This is a genomic window from Exiguobacterium sp. S3 (assembly GCF_018617295.1).
Classification (GTDB): domain Bacteria; phylum Bacillota; class Bacilli; order Exiguobacteriales; family Exiguobacteriaceae; genus Exiguobacterium; species Exiguobacterium profundum.
Genome location: NZ_JACSJW010000004.1, coordinates 289,959 through 306,387 on the forward strand (window position 1 = coordinate 289,959; position 16,429 = coordinate 306,387).

Here is a 16,429-nt window from a genome sequence, read left to right on the forward strand (position 1 = left end):
CACTCCTTTCATTCTTTCGTTTCAAACTCCACGTGCTCGACTGTTCCATCGATTGCATTGACGAAGTAGACCTGATCATCAATTCCAATCGACCAAAGCGGTGGCATGATGATCAAACTGCCAGAGCTGTCGAGCGGTAAACTGTAAAATCCGGTATTGATGGCCCGCATCTCCTGGTTCGGTTGGAAGTACTTCCGAGACGCGAGTTGTGAGATGGCTTCACTGGCCGTCAACACGAGGTCATCTTGCGTTTTTGAGGAGAGGTCTTTTAAATGACGCTGTTTATAATCCGTCACTTCGAACGACTCGTTCAACTGAATGAGGATGAGGGAAGGACCGATGTACATTTCCGTGCCACCCTCGACTTCAGGTGCTGAAAAAATCTTGTTGTCCTCGAATGTTTGTACGAAAGCAACCTGTCTCGTTTTTTCATCGTAGCGCCAGTAGGCGTACTCGTTTCCAAACGGAACATATTCCGCCACAAACGTCGAAGCGGTCGTCCGCAAATCCTTCGCATCGAGCGGCACGGGTTGTTTCAACTCGACTTCGAGTTGCATGTTGTCGAGCGTCGTCGCGAGCTGCGCCTCCCGATTTTTCGTGATCATCGCAGCTGACATCTCTTCAGACGAACCCGTCAAATAGCCGATATCTCGACCCATCCGTGGCAATTTTGCCGGATCGACGTTCCGCTGGTCTAAAATCTGCGTGATCGAGGTGTTGTCATTCGTCACGACTTCGGTCGCCCATGTTTCCGTCAGCAATTGAAACAACAGATAGATGTTCAAGGCGAGGAAGGCGAAGATTAAAATCGATTTCGCTTTACTCCAATCCACGATACATCATCCTTTCTGTCCAATCGTCTCCTTGATTGTATGGGACCCAACGGCCCGCCTCACGCACGAACCAGTTCGGTGAAAACGTCACATAGCGGCTTGTGTCCTCGTTATATTCGATCTCATAACCGATTCGAATCTCGGTCACGTTCTCAAATCGTCCGGAGTTGATGAGCGTACCGAGTACCTCATCCGCATCAGCCAACTGTGTCGTGCCGACTGTGATCAGGCGATCGATTTCCAAGTGGTTACGTGTGATTGACCGGACCTGTGCCCCGTCGTTTTCCACACGTAATGTGGATAAGTCGATGGCATCGTTGTTGATAAACGCCTCACGCTGACTGAAGACGGGATACCCTTTCACGTGAAAACGGAACACGGTCGTTTCAAATCCTTTATTGGCCGGTGTGATGGCATCGAATCGAAGGGACAGCCCTTGATTCTCAGACGCTTCATCGACCCATCCCCCGTGGAAGTTCACGAATTCCACAATGGAATCTAACCCGATTGCTGTATCACGCTCGGTGCTATTCCGAGACAGGTTTCGATAGCGACTGGCGTTCAGTTTCGCATCATATTCCGCCACACTGACACCATTCGTCAACGCCCCGACCGAGCTTGCCGGGTCGACTTCTTGAACGTTCGGGTCACCTGGGAAGAACGTATCTCGCATCCAGTCGAGACGAGTGTCGATTTGAATCGACGACACGTCATACGCGAACAACTCATTCATCTCAGGTCCGACGACCGGGATATAATTCACGCGTTCATCCGTATACGTCACGCGCTTCATCGTTCGACTCGAGTTTTTTAAGAAAAGACTGTTCACATCGCCGTTTCCGACTTTCGTCAACTTCCCTTCCCAAATGGACTGGTCGCTCATGATGGCACGAATGTTGAACGCACTGTCATCCATATAGATGAGGATTCGCTGTGGAATCTTCCCAGACAGACTATACGTTCCCGGAAGCATATAGCTGAGCGTGTCCGCATAGTAGGCCTCCGGTAAGATCAACTCCAGTCCCTCGTTGATATCCGTATAGAAACTCGGGACGTTTTTCACAGCGAGCGGCTTGAACTCACTCGCTTCAAACGAATCCCGAATGACACGCATCAGTTGCTTCGGTGTATTCTTTGAAGCGAACACAGCATTGTTGTCATGCACGACCGCTTGAACGGGAATGATGACCTGGTCCGCTCGACGCTGCAATGACTCGTCCACCGTCGTGAGTTGCGTTTCAGATTGGACGGCCTGATACGTGGGATGGTAGTCCCACAAGATGATGGTTTGAACAATCGACGTGACGATTAACGTGAGCAAAATGAACGACTTCCACAGTTCCGGCTTTGCAATCGTAAACCGTTTCATCAATCATTCACCTCCACAATCGTATCGAACGGGATTGTGAAGTAAATTGTTGTACCTCTTCCAAATTCACTCTCTGCCCAGATGTCGCCACCGTGAGCAGATACAACTTCCTTGGCAATCGATAGACCGAGTCCTGTACCACCGATGTTTCGCGCCCGCGCCTTATCGACACGATAGAAACGTTCGAAAATTTTCTTTAAGTTCGACTTCGGAATCCCGACCCCTTCGTCTTTGATGCCGATGACAAGGCGTTTCGCCCGAAGCATCGTCCGGAACGTAATCGTCCCACCTTCTGGTGAGAACTTGATGGCGTTCGTGATGATGTTGTCGATGACTTGAGTCATCTTATCTTGATCGGCATGCACGTAGACGCGACGCTTCATCAGTTTGCGACGGAATTGAATCGCATCCCCTTTCGTCATCTCATGACGGTCGATGATATCGTTAAAGAACTGCACGAAGTCGAACTTCACCTTCTGCATCTTATATTCTTTACTGTCCATCTTCGAGAGCTGCAACAAGTCATTGACGAGGCGAATCATCCGCTCCGTCTCGTTTTGCGTCGTCTCTAAGAAACGTGGCGCCAATTCCTCATCCTGATAAGCACCTTCTGCAAGAACCTCCAAGTAACTACGCATCGTCGTGAGCGGTGTCCGCAATTCATGACTGACGTTCGCAACGAATTCACGGCGGTCCTGTTCGACCTGTTCTTGTTCCGTGACGTCATGCAAGACGACGATGAGACCTGTGATTGGTCCACTATGTTTTTGAATCGGTGAGAAATAGGCACGAACGAGGAACAATTCTTCGTCCGTACTGAGGTCAATCAGTTTTGTCGGCATCGTGCCGTCTTCCGGAATGATGATTTCCTCTTCGAATGCGAGGAGATTTTGTAGATTCGTCCCCATCGCCTCTTCTTCATCGACCCCAATCATGTCGCGCGCCTGGTCGTTCATCAAGATGACCCGTAGCGAGCGGTCTGTCGCGACCACACCGTCGGACATGTTCTCAAGGACACTCGTCAAGCGGCGTCGTTCGGCTTCCGTCGTCGCGTTAGCCTCCATCAACTCGTCCGTCAATTCATTGAATGCGTAAGCGAGTTGACCGACCTCGTCATCCGAATACACTTTAACTTTTCGTGAGAAGTTCCCTTTCCGCATCTCGACGGCCTGCCTCCGCATATCGGCAATCGGTCGCGTGATGGTGCGCGATAAGAGAATTCCGAGGAACGAGGTGATGATGAGTGCGATCAACGTCCCTGTTGCGAGGATACGTGTCACTTGTTCCATCTGGTTGTAGATGGACTTCATCGATGCCTCGATATAGATCATCCCGGTCGTCGTACCGTCCACTTCCGACTTGATCGGAACGGCAACGACGCGCATTCGGTCATTTGAATCTTCATAGACGAGCGTCTCTTGCGCCCCGCCTGTCGCGAATGACTTTTGAATGAACGTGCTCGCGGTCCGTTGTCCGACGAGACTTTGATTATTTTGGTTCGAGGTTGCCCGGACGACACTGTTCGTGTCGATGATTTGGACTTCTCGAATGTCGTCAGCTAGCGTCGTGCTCTCTGTAAATTCAGACAGCAGCTGATCCAGTAACTGGTTCAACTGCTGGTCCGTGGTCAAGTCACTCTCGTTCGCGGCAGTCCCCTCACTGATGTTATAGCTCAGTAGGTTCGCCCGGTCGACAAGTGACTGCGAGAAGTTGTTGATGTATTGCCGTTCCAAAGAACGCACAAAGTACACGCCGATGACTTGCATCGCAACGAGAATGAGCAGCGCATAGATGACGACGAGCTTCCACTGGATTGATTTAAAGAAGTTCGTCCGTTTCATCGTTTAATCTTCTTCTCCTGCCTTCAAATAATACCCGACGCCACGACGCGTAATGATATACGTCGGAGTCGATGGATTGTCCTCAACTTTTTCACGAAGACGACGTACTGTGACATCCACGGTACGCACATCACCGAAGTAATCATAGCCCCATACCGTTTGGAGCAAGTGCTCCCGTGTCATCACTTGCCCGATGTTTTGGGCGAGGTAATGAATCAATTCGAACTCGCGATGTGTCAATTCGATCTTCTCATCCCGTTTCGTCACCATGTACGAATCCGGATGAATCGTCAAGTCGCCGATCACGATATCGTTCGCGTTGGCTCCTTTTGCTTCTGGCGCCGGTGCTGTCGCATGACGTCGCATGTTCGCTTTGACACGGGCTAACAATTCACGTGAGCTGAACGGCTTTGTGACGTAATCGTCTGCGCCGAGCTCTAGTCCGAGTACTTTGTCGATCTCGGAATCTTTTGCCGTCAACATGATGATCGGCATATCGTATTTCTTCCGCACCTCACGGCATACTTCCATGCCGTCCTTGAGCGGAAGCATGATGTCGAGCAAGATGAGATCCGGTTGAATCTCTTCTACTTTGACGAGTGCTTCTTCACCGTCATAGGCAACGTGCACCTGGTAACCTTCTTTTTCAAGTTTAAACTTCAATATATCTGCGATTGGTTGTTCGTCATCTACCACTAAAATCGTACGATCCATTCAGTGAGTCCTCCTCTTATCATTAAACGTACATGCCTACATTGTAACTCTTTTTAAACAGCTTAGAAAGCGTGGTCCATTTCCGTGGAAATAGAAAAAGAGAGCCCGGTGGCTCCCTTTCTTATGCTTCGTAAATATCACGCAAGATGACTGTCTGTTCACGAGCCGGTCCGACCGAGAACGTCAACAATTCGATTCCTGTCAATTTCTCGATGCGACGCACGTAACGCTGTGCGTTCTCCGGAAGGTCTTCAAAGCGACGAACCCCTGTGATATCCTCTGTCCAGCCAGGAAGCTCTTCGTATACCGGTACACACTTCTCAAGGACGCGGAAGTTCGGTGGATACTCGTCAAGATGCTTTCCTTCATACTCATACGATGTACAAATCTTGAGCGTCTCAAGACCTGTCAGCACATCGATTGAGTTGAGGCAAAGATCTGTGATCCCACTGACGCGGCGTGAGTGACGCACGACGACCGAGTCGAACCAGCCGACACGGCGTGGACGACCTGTTGTCGTTCCATATTCTTTCCCGACTTCACGGATTGTATGACCGATCTCATCGTCGAGCTCTGTCGGGAACGGACCGTCTCCAACGCGTGACGTATATGCTTTACAGACACCAACCACGTGATGAATCTTCGATGGCCCGATTCCGGCACCACTCGATACGCCGCCTGATGCAGCATTCGACGATGTGACAAACGGATACGTTCCATGGTCGATATCGAGAAGGACCCCTTGAGCCCCTTCAAAGAGAACTTTTTTCTCTTCGTCGAGCGCATCGTTCAACACGACCGATGTATCACACACGTATTTCGCGAACTGTTGACCATACGCGTAGTATTCTTCAAAGATGTCATCGAACTCGATTGGATCGACTTCATACATTTTCACGAACATGCGATTTTTTAGTTCAAGAACAGTCTTTAGCTTCTCCGCAAACACTTCTTTGTCGAGAAGGTCGGCGATGCGAATCCCGATACGTGCCGCCTTGTCCATATACGCTGGACCGATTCCTTTCAGTGTCGTACCGACTTTCGCGTCACCTTTCGCCTCTTCTTCGAGACGATCTTGAAGCTGGTGGTATGGCAAGATGATATGCGCCCGGTTCGAGATCCGGAGGTTATCCGTGCTCACACCCCGTTCATGTAAGTAAGCGAGTTCTGTCACGAGTGATTTCGGGTTGACGACCATCCCGTTCCCGATGACACACGTCTTATCCGAATAGAAAATCCCAGACGGAATGAGGTGAAGTTTATATTTCGTATCATTGAAGACGATCGTGTGACCAGCGTTGTCTCCCCCTTGATAACGCGCGACGACTTCGGCTTGTTTCGATAAGAAATCGGTGATCTTCCCTTTCCCTTCATCGCCCCACTGCGTTCCCACTACGACTACTGATGACATAATGAATCCTCCTTATTAATCAACGTTCTGTTCAAACCATCCGTAAGTGTACACTTGAAAAGCAAGAAAGTCAATTGAATACCGAACGTTTTATATAAGATGTAACTATTCGTTCGTCATTTTGATCTAATCCTATACAAAAAAAGACACCACCGACGTTACATCGGTGGTGCGAAGGCTTGCGTCTCCATATTGACGAACTTGTTGTACTCTTTCCTGAAGGAGAGCTTGACCGTACCGGTCGGACCGTTACGTTGTTTCGCAATGATGATTTCAATCGTATTGGCGTCTTCACTCTCTTTATCGTAATAGTCATCACGATAGAGGAAGGCGACGATATCGGCATCCTGCTCGATTGCTCCCGATTCACGGATATCGGACATCATCGGTCGCTTGTCTTGACGACTCTCTACGCCACGTGAGAGCTGAGACAAGGCGATGACCGGTACTTGTAGTTCCCGTGCGATTGCTTTGAGCGTACGTGAGATTTCCGATACTTCTTGTTGGCGGTTCTCGCCCGGTTTCCCGTTCCCGACGATGAGCTGCAAGTAGTCAATCATGATCATCCCGAGACCATGTTCCTGCTTCAATCGGCGACATTTGGCTCGGATTTCGTTGACCCGAAGACCCGGTGTATCGTCGATGTAGATGCCTGCTTGGGAGAGCGACGACATCGCAAGGGAGAGACGACCCCAATCTTCCGCTTCAAGACGACCGGTCCGCAGGCGCTGGGCATCGATGTTCCCTTCCGCACACAACATACGCATGACGAGTTGCTCGGCACCCATCTCCAAACTGAAGATGGCGACGTTCTCACCCGTACGGACCGCGACGTTTTGCGAGATGTTCAAGGCGAACGCGGTCTTCCCGACAGATGGACGGGCGGCCACGATAATCAAATCGTTTCGTTGGAAACCGGCCGTCATCTTATCCAAATCCGTGAACCCGGTCGCAATCCCGGTAATTTCACCGCTCGACTGATGCAGCTTTTCAATCGTCGAGTACGCATCGGATAAGACAGAACCAATCGGGTGGAAGCTCGATTGTCCTTTTCGCTGCGATACTTTTAGAATATTTCGCTCGGCATCAGATAAAACAGAATCCACCTCATCTTGACGCTCATAACCATCCGAGACAATGTTGGTCGCAGTTCGAATCAGACGACGGAGTGCCGCTTTTTGGTCGACGACGTTCAAGTAATAGCCGATGTTCCCGATGGCGGGAACGGATTCCGCGACCTCCGCCAAATAGTTGAGGCCCCCGATTTCGTCTAAAATCCCTTGCGCCTGCAACTCAGAACTGAGCGTTACCAAGTCGACGAGCTCGCCTCGGTCATTGATTTTTAGCATCGCTTCAAAGATGCGCTGGTGGCTGACACGATAAAAGTCGTCCGGGTCGACCCGCTCTGAGGCCGTAATCAACCGATCCGAATCGAGGATGATTGCCCCTAAGACGGCTTGCTCCGCTTCCACGCTATGCGGTGGTGTATTGACTTGAATCGCATCACTCATCCGTCTCTACCTCACCTTCAAGCTTCTTGTACATGTACATTCAACGTCGCGACGACGTCATGGTGCAACTTCACTGGCACTTTCGTGAAACCGAGCGCCTTGATCGGATGCTCGAGTTCAATTTTACGCTTATCGATTTTGTAGCCCATCGATTTAAGGGCATCCGCGATTTGCTTGCTCGTGACCGAACCGAACACGCGACCGCCTTCACCGGCTTTTGTCGTGACGGAAATCGTCTCTTTTTCAAGCTTTTCTTTTAGTTGTTTCGCTTCGTTCAACTCTTCTTCTGCTGCTTCTTCGGCACGACGTTCTTTAGCCGCAAATGCTTTCAGGTTTCCTGGTGTCGCTTCCACTGCCAAGTTCTTCTTGAACAAGACGTTTTTAGCGTAAGCGTCTGCCACGTTTTTCACTTCTCCAGCTTTCCCTTGTCCTTTTACATCTACTTTCAAAATGACTTTCATTCTAATTCCTCTCCTTCAGTTTCATCTGTTACGTAATGATCGATTGCCTCTTTCAACATGACGTTCGCTTGTTCGCGACTCACCTCAAGTTGCGTCGCCGCATTCGTCAAATGGCCACCGCCATCAAGCATTTCCATGATGACCTGGACGTTGACGTCGCCGAGCGACCGCGCGCTGATTCCCGTACGTCCGTCCGGTAAGACGGCGATGACGAACGAGGCTTTGACGCCTTCCATATTCAGCAACTGGTCTGCAGACTGAGCGATCAACACTTGATGGTGTGCCTCGTCGTCAGAAGCGACCGCGATCGCCATCCCACCTGCATAAATTTCGGTGTTTCTCAAAATCTGAGACTGCTCGATATAAGCATCGAGGTCTTGTCTCATGAAGTGCTGTACGAGAACCGTGTCAGCACCTTGAATCCGTAAGAAGGATGCCGCATCAAACGTACGGGATCCCGTACGGAGCGTAAATCCTTTCGTATCGACCATGATCCCCGCGAGAAGTGACGTCGCCTCTAAAATCGAGAGCTTTCGGCTTCCCGCCTGATACTCAATCAATTCTGTGACGAGCTCACTCGTTGATGATGCGTAAGGCTCCATATACACGAGAACCGGATCTTCGATAAACTCTTCCCCGCGACGATGGTGGTCGATGACGACGACCTGCTCCGACCGATCCAAAATGTCTTTTGAAATGACGAGGGACGGACGGTGTGTATCGACGACGACGAGCAATGTCTGTTCATCGATGAGTGGCTGTGCCTCATACTCGGTCAGGAATTGGCTGTATAACGAGTCATCGTTCTCTACTTCATGGACGAGCCGCTGAATCCCGACACTCGTCTCACCGGATGGAATGACGACATACGCCTCGCGCCCGACAAACTCAGCCAATTTCATGACACCGATGGAAGCCCCGAGCGAGTCCATATCTGGATTCTTATGTCCCATCACAAGGACACGGCTCGATTCCCGAATGAGGTCACGCATCGAGTTCGAGATGACACGTGCCCGGACACGCGTTCGCTTCTCGGTCGGATTTGTCTTCCCGCCGAAGAAACGAACTTTCCCATTATGACGCTTAACGACTGCCTGGTCACCACCACGGCCAAGTCCTAAATCTAGACTCGACTGAGAGAGATTACCGAGCTCCGTCAATGTCGTTTCACCGCACCCAATCCCGATTGATAACGTCAACGGGATTCTTTGTTCCTTCGTCGCATCACGCACTTCATCCAAGATTGAAAAGCGGTTGTTTTCAAGTTCAGATAACGTCCGTTCATTCATGACGAGGAAAAAGCGGTCCGCAGCTGTACGACGCATGTAGATGTGATGCCGCTGCGCCCATTGGTTGAGGAGCACCGTCACCCGACGATTGACTTCACTACGGACCTGTTCATCCACCGCAGTCGACATCTCGTCATAGTTATCTAAATACAAAATACCGATAACCGTCTGCGTTTGAACATACTTTTGTTCCATCTCCGCTTCTTCGGTCATATCAAATAAATAGAGGGTTTGATGGATTTGATTGTAATAGACACGATAGACACGGTCACCCACTTCAATCGTGGCTTCATCCTCTTCTTCTTCAATCAATTCATCGAAGGCGGAATGGAGCGCATCAAGCGGTATTCCAATCGCCATATCGAGTTCGAAAATCAATCGTGATTGTTCGTTATACCAACTGATCCGTCGGTCCTGGTCAAAGACTAAAATCCCAATCGGCATCGTCGTCAATGCTTCTTTTCCGACCTCTTCGATTTGATGAGAGAGAGAGAGGACATACTGTTCCCAATTTTTACGCTCCCGTCGCATCGTCACTTGCTGATAGATGAAAAAAATCAGCGTGCCCATAAACAGGGTGATTGCCGCCACAATGTTGTAGAACGCCAATCCTAACGAGACAAGGAATCCAATCACGTATGGAATCATGTGCCGCGCGTATTGGTTCTTCACGGATGTTAATGCTTCACCACTGTGCATGTATGCCTCCTAAAATGAGTAATGTTCACCCATGGAATCGTAAAGGTTTCTGCTCTATCATACCATATTCGTCGGTTTCACTTACACACTTACAGACGAGATGAAATACAAAAAAACGACTTATCCAAGAGGATAAGCCGTTCGTCAAACAATTACTCTGCAACGTATGGAAGCAAAGCCATTTGACGTGAGCGCTTGATAGCGACAGTAAGTGGACGTTGGTATTTCGCTGAAGTACCAGTCACACGACGTGGAAGAATTTTACCACGCTCCGAAACGAAGCGTTTGAGCAATTCTACGTCTTTATAATCGATATGAGTGATGTTGTTCGACGTAAAGAAACATACTTTACGACGACGACGACCTCCTGGACGACGTGCCATGTGAAGACCTCCTTTATAGGTTAGTTTTTATTGTCCATGATGATTAGAATGGCAAATCATCATCTGACAAGTCGATTTTGCCGCCACCCGAGAACGGATCTGCGTCAAAACCTTTATTCGAATTCGAGGACTGAGATGAAGTCGAAGCGGCTCCTGCGCCCCATCCTGATCCACTTGATTCACCACCACCGAAGACATCTCCAGATGGTGCTTGCTCACGTTGCCCTGAGGCTCCGCGTGGTTCAAGGAAGCGTACGCTGTCTGCGACTACTTCTGCCCGGTAACGACGTTGGCCATCTTGTCCTTCGTAACTACTGATTTGAAGGCGACCGTCAACGCCGGCCATGCTGCCCTTTTTCAAGTATTGTGCTACGTTCTCTGCTTGTTTGCGCCAAACGACACAATCAATAAAGTCCGTCTCGCGCTTCCCATCTTGTCCAGCGAATGGACGATCGCAAGCGAGAGTAAGGCGTGTTACGGCGATTCCGCTCTGCGTATAACGCATTTCGGGATCGCGAGTCAATCGACCAACTAACACAACTCGGTTAATCATCTCCAAGCTCCCCTTTCACGATACGAAACGTTAAGGATTAACGCTCGTCTTTTGTTGTCATTTGACGGACAACGTCGTCAGAGATCTTCATGAGACGCTCTGTTTCTAAGATCGCTTTAGGTTCAGCAACGATGTTAAGAAGAACGTAGTGTCCTTCGCGCATCTTGTTGATTTCATAAGCGAAACGACGTTTACCCATGTCTGTTGTTTTTTCAACAGTACCACCGTTTTCAGTGATGACGTTGTTGAAGCGCTCGATTAAAGCTTTCTTCGCTTCCTCATCAACTGATGGACGGATAATGTAAAGAAGTTCGTATTTACGCATTATCTTTCACCTCCTCTTGGACTAACGGCCCCTACCGGTTGTAGGAGCAAGGAGCAAACAATTGTTTTACTCACGTCATAATATACTATCAAACTTCCTTGACTTTTACAATACGTTTCCGTAAATCAACTTATACGTTGAAGCGGAACGTGACAACGTCGCCATCTTGGAAGACGTATTCTTTTCCTTCTGAACGAAGTTTCCCTTGTTCTTTCACCGTCGTCATGTTTCCTGCTGCTGAAAGGTCGTCATACGACACGACTTCGGCACGGATGAATCCACGTTCGAAGTCAGAGTGGATGACACCAGCACATTGTGGGGCTTTCATCCCTTGTTTGAACGTCCATGCACGAACTTCCTTCTCACCTGCCGTGAAGTATGTCGCAAGACCAAGTGTCGAGTAAGCCGCACGGATCAATTGATCAAGTCCTGACTCTTCGATTCCGAGATCTTGTAAGAACTCGAGGCGTTCTTCCGGTTCGAGTTCTGAAATTTCTTCTTCGATTCGTGCACAGATGACGATGACTTTCGACCCTTCTGTTGCCGCGTGATCACGCACTGCTTGTACAAACTCGTTCGAATCGGCATCTGCCACTTCATCCTCACTCACGTTCGCCACGTAAAGCATCGGCTTCATCGTAAGCAATTGGAAGTGTTTGACGATCGCGAGTTGATCTTCTGATAATTCAGCGACACGTGCCGGGCGCTCTGATTCAAGAACATCTCGCACGATTTCGAGTGCTTCAAGTTCTTGTACCGCACCTTTATCTTTTGCCTTCACCATTTTTTGAACACGTGCGATTCGTTTATCGACTTGCTCAAGATCAGCTAAGATCAATTCAAGATTGATAGTCGTAATGTCATCGATTGGTGAGACACGACCTGCGACGTGCGTGATGTTCTCGTCTTCAAAGCAACGGACGACTTGGCAAATCGCATCGACTTCGCGAATGTTCGCCAAGAATTTGTTTCCGAGACCTTCACCTTTTGACGCACCTTTCACGATTCCAGCGATATCTGTAAACTCAAATGCTGTTGGTACCGTTTTTTTCGGTTTGACGAGTTCTGTCAATCGATCAAGGCGCGCATCCGGTACTTCTACGACGCCGACGTTCGGGTCGATCGTCGCGAACGGATAGTTGGCCGCCTCGACTCCTGCTTGTGTAATCGCATTAAACAATGTCGATTTCCCGACGTTTGGCAATCCGACAATTCCTGCTGTTAATCCCACTAGTATTTCCTCCTCATCCGGTGTTTCCCGGGAAATGTTAAGCCGTCTGTGGAGTGGGTACATTCAGTACACCACACCGTCACATCCTTCACAATTATAGATAGTCCACGATTAAACCGCAACTCACGTTCATAACCTAAAGAAAAACGCCGCTTATTCGGCGGCGTTCCCTTGTTCAAGCACTTTCTTGAATCGCTTATCGAAATCACGGCGTTGCATGAGCACACTGGCTCCGCAGCCTTGACACTTGATTCGAATGTCCATCCCGACACGCGTGATTTGCCAGCGGTTCGTTTTGCAGGCATGTGGTTTTTTCATTTCCACAATATCGTTCAATGCATAGGTTTTACTTTGCATTTTCTGCTTCTCCTCCTTTAGGAGCCGAGTTCGGTGGCATCATGACCGTACGTGGGTATGGAATTTCAATCCCCCGCTCGTCAAGTCCAGCCTTTAACTCTTTATGCAAAATTCGACCAGCTGCGAAGTGCTGGGTCGGCGGCACTTCCGCCATTAATCGGTACACCACTTCCGACGGTCCGAGCGACTGCACTCCAGCTAAGTCGATTGGTTTGATGAACAAGTCGTGATAGCGTGCTTCGACCGTTTTCGCAATTTCCTTGAGCGCTTGCTCTACTTTTGACATATCTTCTTCGTACGCAACCCCAATATCGACAACAGCGACGCTGTTTTCAAGCGAGTAGTTCGTCACTTGTAAGATTTGTCCGTTCGGAATAATCGTCACTTGTCCGTTTAATCCTTTTAACTTCGTCGTCCGGATTCCGACCTCGATGACCGTCCCGTCGACTTGTTGGTTCAAATTGACGTAATCCCCGTTCTTGTATTGGTTTTCAAAGATGATGAACGCCCCTGTGATGACGTCTTTCACCAAACTTTGTGCCCCGAATGAGATTGCAAGACCCGCGACCCCGGCTGATGCAATCAAACCGGCGATATTCACACCGAATTGTCCGAGCACCGTCAAGACCATAATCAACCCGATCACATAGCGGATTGTGTTTTGGGCTAATTTTAATAACGTTTCATTCTGTCGCTGGGCGACGATATCATGTTCTTTTATTTTGCGGAGCGTAAACACGCGCTCGACCATCGTTGTCAAAATGCGTGTTGCGATATATAAACCAAGGATGATGAGCGCCACACCGGCGAGCTTGATCCCTAAACCAATCCACATGTCTGTATCTTTAAAGTACTCGACGAATCGGTTCACGCTGTCGATTGTCTCATCGGCAACCGTATTTAAATCTTTTTCTGTATTTTGCGAAGCCATCTTTTCACCTCAAAGTCGTAGATTCTAAATCATCAAAACATATTTCACGACTTTTCTCAAACACTGCATTCGGAAGTTAGAAGTTTTCCACTTTTGGGAATGGGTTAATACGAGATCAATCCCCCAACTGCAACTAGGAATAGGCAGCTTAGAAGAGAGGATGAGATTCATGCCGTTTCGCTTAAAACCTCATAAACCATACTCTTTCTTCATTGAACACACTGAGCGGAGTGGATCCAGATTGCTTGCGGACCAGCTTCATGAACAGTTGGTCAATGAAATCCATCGCCCCATCGTCCTTGTTTGCATCGGTTCGGACCGTTCGACCGGTGATTCACTCGGTCCGCTCGTCGGAACGTTTTTAGAAGAACGCCATATCCGAAATTTACATGTATACGGCACATTAACGAAGCCTGTACACGCACTCAATTTGGTGGAAACGTTACATGAGATTCAAACGCGCTTCCATCAACCGCTCATTATCGCTATCGACGCCTGTCTCGGACGTTTATCAAGTGTCGGTTATGTCTTCTTTTCGGAAGGTCCGCTCGCTCCAGGGGCCGGTGTCCAAAAAGAACTTCCGGCAGTCGGCGCTTACAATATTAAAGCCGTCGTGAACGTAAGTGGATTTATGGAGATGATGATTCTACAGAATACCCGTCTCCATCTTGTATATGAACTCGCACGTTTCATCACAGACGGATTCGCCGATTTTGATACACGGATCGGGCGCCTGCATCACGAAGAGGCGGCCATCACGCGTCTTCGTCAGTCACGAGATGAATCAAAGTCTTGAGGCGATAATAACGTCAACAATTGTTCCAAGTCGTCTTGTGAAAAATACTTCAACTCGAGGACGCCGCCTTTTCGGCGCGGACGAATCGACACATCCATCTGAAGACGCTCCGCAAGCACCGCTTCGACCGCTTCGATATCGGCGTTCGATCGCTTCAGCGTCTTTTTTTCTGTGCGCTCTTTTTGTAAGTAACGCTCGAGGCGACGGACCGTCCAATGCTCGGCAATGACCCGTTTCGCAATCTGTTCCATCGCTTGTTCCGATTTCATACCCGTGATGGCACGTGCATGTCCCATCGTCAAATCTCCGACCATGACCGCATGCTGGACGGCACTCGGCAATCGAAGGAGGCGAAGACTGTTCGTCACATGACTGCGGCTCTTCCCGACGCGATCGGCCAACTGTTGTTGCGTCAGACCTAGCGTCTGCATCAACTGTTCATAGGCGACAGCCTCTTCGATGGCATTCAAGTCTGCCCGCTGAATGTTTTCAATCAGCGCCAACTCCATGACGCGATCGGAGTCCGCCGTGACGACGAGGGCAGGAATGTCTTCTTTCCCAGCGAGCTTCGCCGCCTGAAACCGTCGTTCCCCGGCAATGATTTCATAGTATCCTGTCGCTTTTCGAACGACGATTGGTTGTAGGACGCCATATCGCTCAATGGATTGACGCAACTCTTCTAATTTTCCAACCTCAAATTGTTTCCGGGGCTGATTCGGGTTTGGGCGAATGAATTTTAATGCTAATCGTTCCATCTACAAACCTCCTTCATTGTATAAAAAAGCACGGACTCATTTTTGAGGCCGCGCTTTCGGGATGCGAATTCGAATTTCAACAAATTCCTCTTCGTCTACTTCTTCAGTTTGGACGTCAATCCCTGTTTTCCCAATCAAATCGATTGAGTCACGAATCGTGTTGATGGCGATTCGCGTGTCACGCGCAAAACTTTTCGTCCGACGACGTTGTTTTTTCGGCTTTCGCTTCTCTTCTTCGATCGGTGTTGTTAAAAAGGCGACGCGTTCTTCTGTCTCCTTGACGTTAAAATCCTGTTCTAACACTTCTGCGAGCACTTGAAGTTGCAATCCTTCTTCCTTCAACGGCAACAACGCACGCGCATGTCGCTCGTTGATCCGACGATCGCGAAGCGACTGCTTCACATCCTCCGGCAATTTTAACAAGCGCAACTTATTGGCAATCGTGGATTGACTCTTGCCTAGACTCTTCGCGAGCGCATCTTGCGTCAAACCGTTCAAGGCGAGTAAACGATCATATGCTTCCGCCTCTTCAATCGGGCTTAACTGCTCACGCTGCAAGTTTTCAATCAAGGCGAGTGCAGCCGTCGTATCATCGTCCATATCGCGAACGATTGCCGGAATCGCTGACCAACCAAGCGATTTCACCGCACGGAAACGACGCTCCCCGGCAATGATTTCATAGCAGTCCCCATCTGCCTTTCGAACCACGATTGGTTGAAGGAGTCCATGTTCCGAAATCGTCGTTGCCAACTCTTCAATTTTTGCCGGTTCGAACACTTTACGCGGTTGATAACGGTTTGGACGCAACCGTGATAACGAGAGTTCTTGTACCGTGTCATCCGCTCGAACTTCCGCAATCTGCGTCACGGCAACTTCGTCTTTTCGATTCACACCGAACAATTTCGCAAATCTATTCTTCAACGTCGGGCACCCCTTTATGTAAAAAAATAAGCAGACTCCACCACTGGAA

At 49.2% G+C, this 16,429-nt stretch carries 17 protein-coding genes; 1 reads left to right on the forward strand and 16 read right to left on the reverse strand.

Annotated elements, in window-relative coordinates; translation table 11 throughout:
• Positions 1–8 precede the first annotated feature (8 nt).
• From KNO65_RS12430 to KNO65_RS12495, 14 genes are all read right to left on the reverse strand, one after another.
• Positions 9–833 (reverse strand): two-component system regulatory protein YycI, encoded by an 825-nt coding sequence (locus tag KNO65_RS12430; protein WP_159563198.1) that lies wholly within the window; start codon positions 831–833, stop codon positions 9–11.
• Positions 820–2,202, reverse strand: coding sequence for a two-component system activity regulator YycH (yycH, locus tag KNO65_RS12435; RefSeq protein WP_159563197.1), 1,383 nt, complete (start codon positions 2,200–2,202; stop codon positions 820–822). The genes KNO65_RS12430 and yycH overlap by 14 nt, the downstream gene beginning before the upstream one ends.
• On the reverse strand, positions 2,202–4,043 hold the full coding sequence (walK, locus tag KNO65_RS12440) for a cell wall metabolism sensor histidine kinase WalK (RefSeq protein ID WP_074035234.1): 1,842 nt from the start codon (positions 4,041–4,043) through the stop codon (positions 2,202–2,204). The genes yycH and walK overlap by 1 nt, the downstream gene beginning before the upstream one ends.
• A gap of 3 nt (positions 4,044–4,046) precedes the next feature.
• Entirely contained in the window at positions 4,047–4,757 is a 711-nt protein-coding gene (gene yycF / locus KNO65_RS12445; protein ID WP_015880237.1) for a response regulator YycF, read from the reverse strand.
• A 121-nt stretch (positions 4,758–4,878) separates the two neighbouring features.
• Positions 4,879–6,168: an adenylosuccinate synthase gene (locus KNO65_RS12450; RefSeq protein ID WP_214784582.1), complete on the reverse strand. Its 1,290-nt coding sequence runs from the start codon at positions 6,166–6,168 to the stop codon at positions 4,879–4,881.
• 158 nt (positions 6,169–6,326) lie between these two features.
• Positions 6,327–7,679 (reverse strand): replicative DNA helicase, encoded by a 1,353-nt coding sequence (dnaB, locus tag KNO65_RS12455; protein ID WP_015880235.1) that lies wholly within the window; start codon positions 7,677–7,679, stop codon positions 6,327–6,329.
• A 17-nt stretch (positions 7,680–7,696) separates the two neighbouring features.
• Positions 7,697–8,140 carry a 50S ribosomal protein L9 gene (gene rplI / locus KNO65_RS12460; protein ID WP_214784585.1) on the reverse strand — a complete coding sequence of 148 codons (444 nt, stop codon included), beginning with the start codon at positions 8,138–8,140 and terminating at the stop codon, positions 7,697–7,699.
• The gene (locus KNO65_RS12465; protein WP_214784588.1) at positions 8,137–10,128 is read right to left on the reverse strand and encodes a DHH family phosphoesterase; all 1,992 of its coding nucleotides are present in this window, start codon (positions 10,126–10,128) and stop codon (positions 8,137–8,139) included. The genes rplI and KNO65_RS12465 overlap by 4 nt, the downstream gene beginning before the upstream one ends.
• Positions 10,129–10,280: 152 nt before the next feature.
• Entirely contained in the window at positions 10,281–10,511 is a 231-nt protein-coding gene (gene rpsR / locus KNO65_RS12470) for a 30S ribosomal protein S18 (protein ID WP_015880232.1), read from the reverse strand.
• A gap of 43 nt (positions 10,512–10,554) precedes the next feature.
• On the reverse strand, positions 10,555–11,064 hold the full coding sequence (gene ssb / locus KNO65_RS12475; protein WP_015880231.1) for a single-stranded DNA-binding protein: 510 nt from the start codon (positions 11,062–11,064) through the stop codon (positions 10,555–10,557).
• Positions 11,065–11,101: 37 nt separating this feature from the next.
• Positions 11,102–11,389, reverse strand: coding sequence for a 30S ribosomal protein S6 (rpsF, locus tag KNO65_RS12480; protein WP_015880230.1), 288 nt, complete (start codon positions 11,387–11,389; stop codon positions 11,102–11,104).
• 130 nt (positions 11,390–11,519) lie between these two features.
• Complete coding sequence (ychF, locus tag KNO65_RS12485) at positions 11,520–12,620, reverse strand: redox-regulated ATPase YchF (protein WP_031424089.1); 1,101 nt, start codon at positions 12,618–12,620, stop codon at positions 11,520–11,522.
• Positions 12,621–12,773: 153 nt separating this feature from the next.
• Positions 12,774–12,977 (reverse strand): DUF951 domain-containing protein, encoded by a 204-nt coding sequence (locus tag KNO65_RS12490; protein ID WP_047795718.1) that lies wholly within the window; start codon positions 12,975–12,977, stop codon positions 12,774–12,776.
• Complete coding sequence (locus tag KNO65_RS12495; protein WP_074035244.1) at positions 12,967–13,908, reverse strand: mechanosensitive ion channel family protein; 942 nt, start codon at positions 13,906–13,908, stop codon at positions 12,967–12,969. The genes KNO65_RS12490 and KNO65_RS12495 overlap by 11 nt, the downstream gene beginning before the upstream one ends.
• A 169-nt stretch (positions 13,909–14,077) precedes the next feature.
• Between KNO65_RS12495 and yyaC the strand changes: the two genes are divergently transcribed.
• A complete protein-coding gene (yyaC, locus tag KNO65_RS12500; protein WP_078145959.1) occupies positions 14,078–14,704 on the forward strand; it encodes a spore protease YyaC in 627 nt (208 codons plus the stop codon).
• Here the strand turns inward: yyaC and KNO65_RS12505 are convergent.
• Complete coding sequence (locus KNO65_RS12505; RefSeq protein WP_214784591.1) at positions 14,677–15,459, reverse strand: ParB/RepB/Spo0J family partition protein; 783 nt, start codon at positions 15,457–15,459, stop codon at positions 14,677–14,679. The genes yyaC and KNO65_RS12505 overlap by 28 nt on opposite strands.
• 36 nt (positions 15,460–15,495) lie before the next feature.
• A complete protein-coding gene (gene noc, locus KNO65_RS12510) occupies positions 15,496–16,380 on the reverse strand; it encodes a nucleoid occlusion protein (RefSeq protein ID WP_015880224.1) in 885 nt (294 codons plus the stop codon).
• Positions 16,381–16,429 lie beyond the last annotated feature (49 nt).

Bases quoted from the DNA above. Each gene is read 5' to 3' on its own strand.
- rpsR (WP_015880232.1), bottom strand. From the start codon at position 10,511: ATGGCACGTCGTCCAGGAGGTCGTCGTCGTCGTAAAGTATGTTTCTTT.
- rplI (WP_214784585.1), bottom strand. From the start codon at position 8,140: ATGAAAGTCATTTTGAAAGTAGATGTAAAAGGACAAGGGAAAGCTGGA.
- KNO65_RS12505 (WP_214784591.1), bottom strand. From the start codon at position 15,459: ATGGAACGATTAGCATTAAAATTCATTCGCCCAAACCCGAATCAGCCC.
- dnaB (WP_015880235.1), bottom strand. From the start codon at position 7,679: ATGAGTGATGCGATTCAAGTCAATACACCACCGCATAGCGTGGAAGCG.
- KNO65_RS12465 (WP_214784588.1), bottom strand. From the start codon at position 10,128: ATGCACAGTGGTGAAGCATTAACATCCGTGAAGAACCAATACGCGCGG.
- yycH (WP_159563197.1), bottom strand. From the start codon at position 2,202: ATGAAACGGTTTACGATTGCAAAGCCGGAACTGTGGAAGTCGTTCATT.
- KNO65_RS12490 (WP_047795718.1), bottom strand. From the start codon at position 12,977: ATGCAAAGTAAAACCTATGCATTGAACGATATTGTGGAAATGAAAAAA.
- walK (WP_074035234.1), bottom strand. From the start codon at position 4,043: ATGAAACGGACGAACTTCTTTAAATCAATCCAGTGGAAGCTCGTCGTC.
- yyaC (WP_078145959.1), top strand. From the start codon at position 14,078: ATGCCGTTTCGCTTAAAACCTCATAAACCATACTCTTTCTTCATTGAA.
- rpsF (WP_015880230.1), bottom strand. From the start codon at position 11,389: ATGCGTAAATACGAACTTCTTTACATTATCCGTCCATCAGTTGATGAG.
- KNO65_RS12450 (WP_214784582.1), bottom strand. From the start codon at position 6,168: ATGTCATCAGTAGTCGTAGTGGGAACGCAGTGGGGCGATGAAGGGAAA.
- KNO65_RS12495 (WP_074035244.1), bottom strand. From the start codon at position 13,908: ATGGCTTCGCAAAATACAGAAAAAGATTTAAATACGGTTGCCGATGAG.
- ssb (WP_015880231.1), bottom strand. From the start codon at position 11,064: ATGATTAACCGAGTTGTGTTAGTTGGTCGATTGACTCGCGATCCCGAA.
- yycF (WP_015880237.1), bottom strand. From the start codon at position 4,757: ATGGATCGTACGATTTTAGTGGTAGATGACGAACAACCAATCGCAGAT.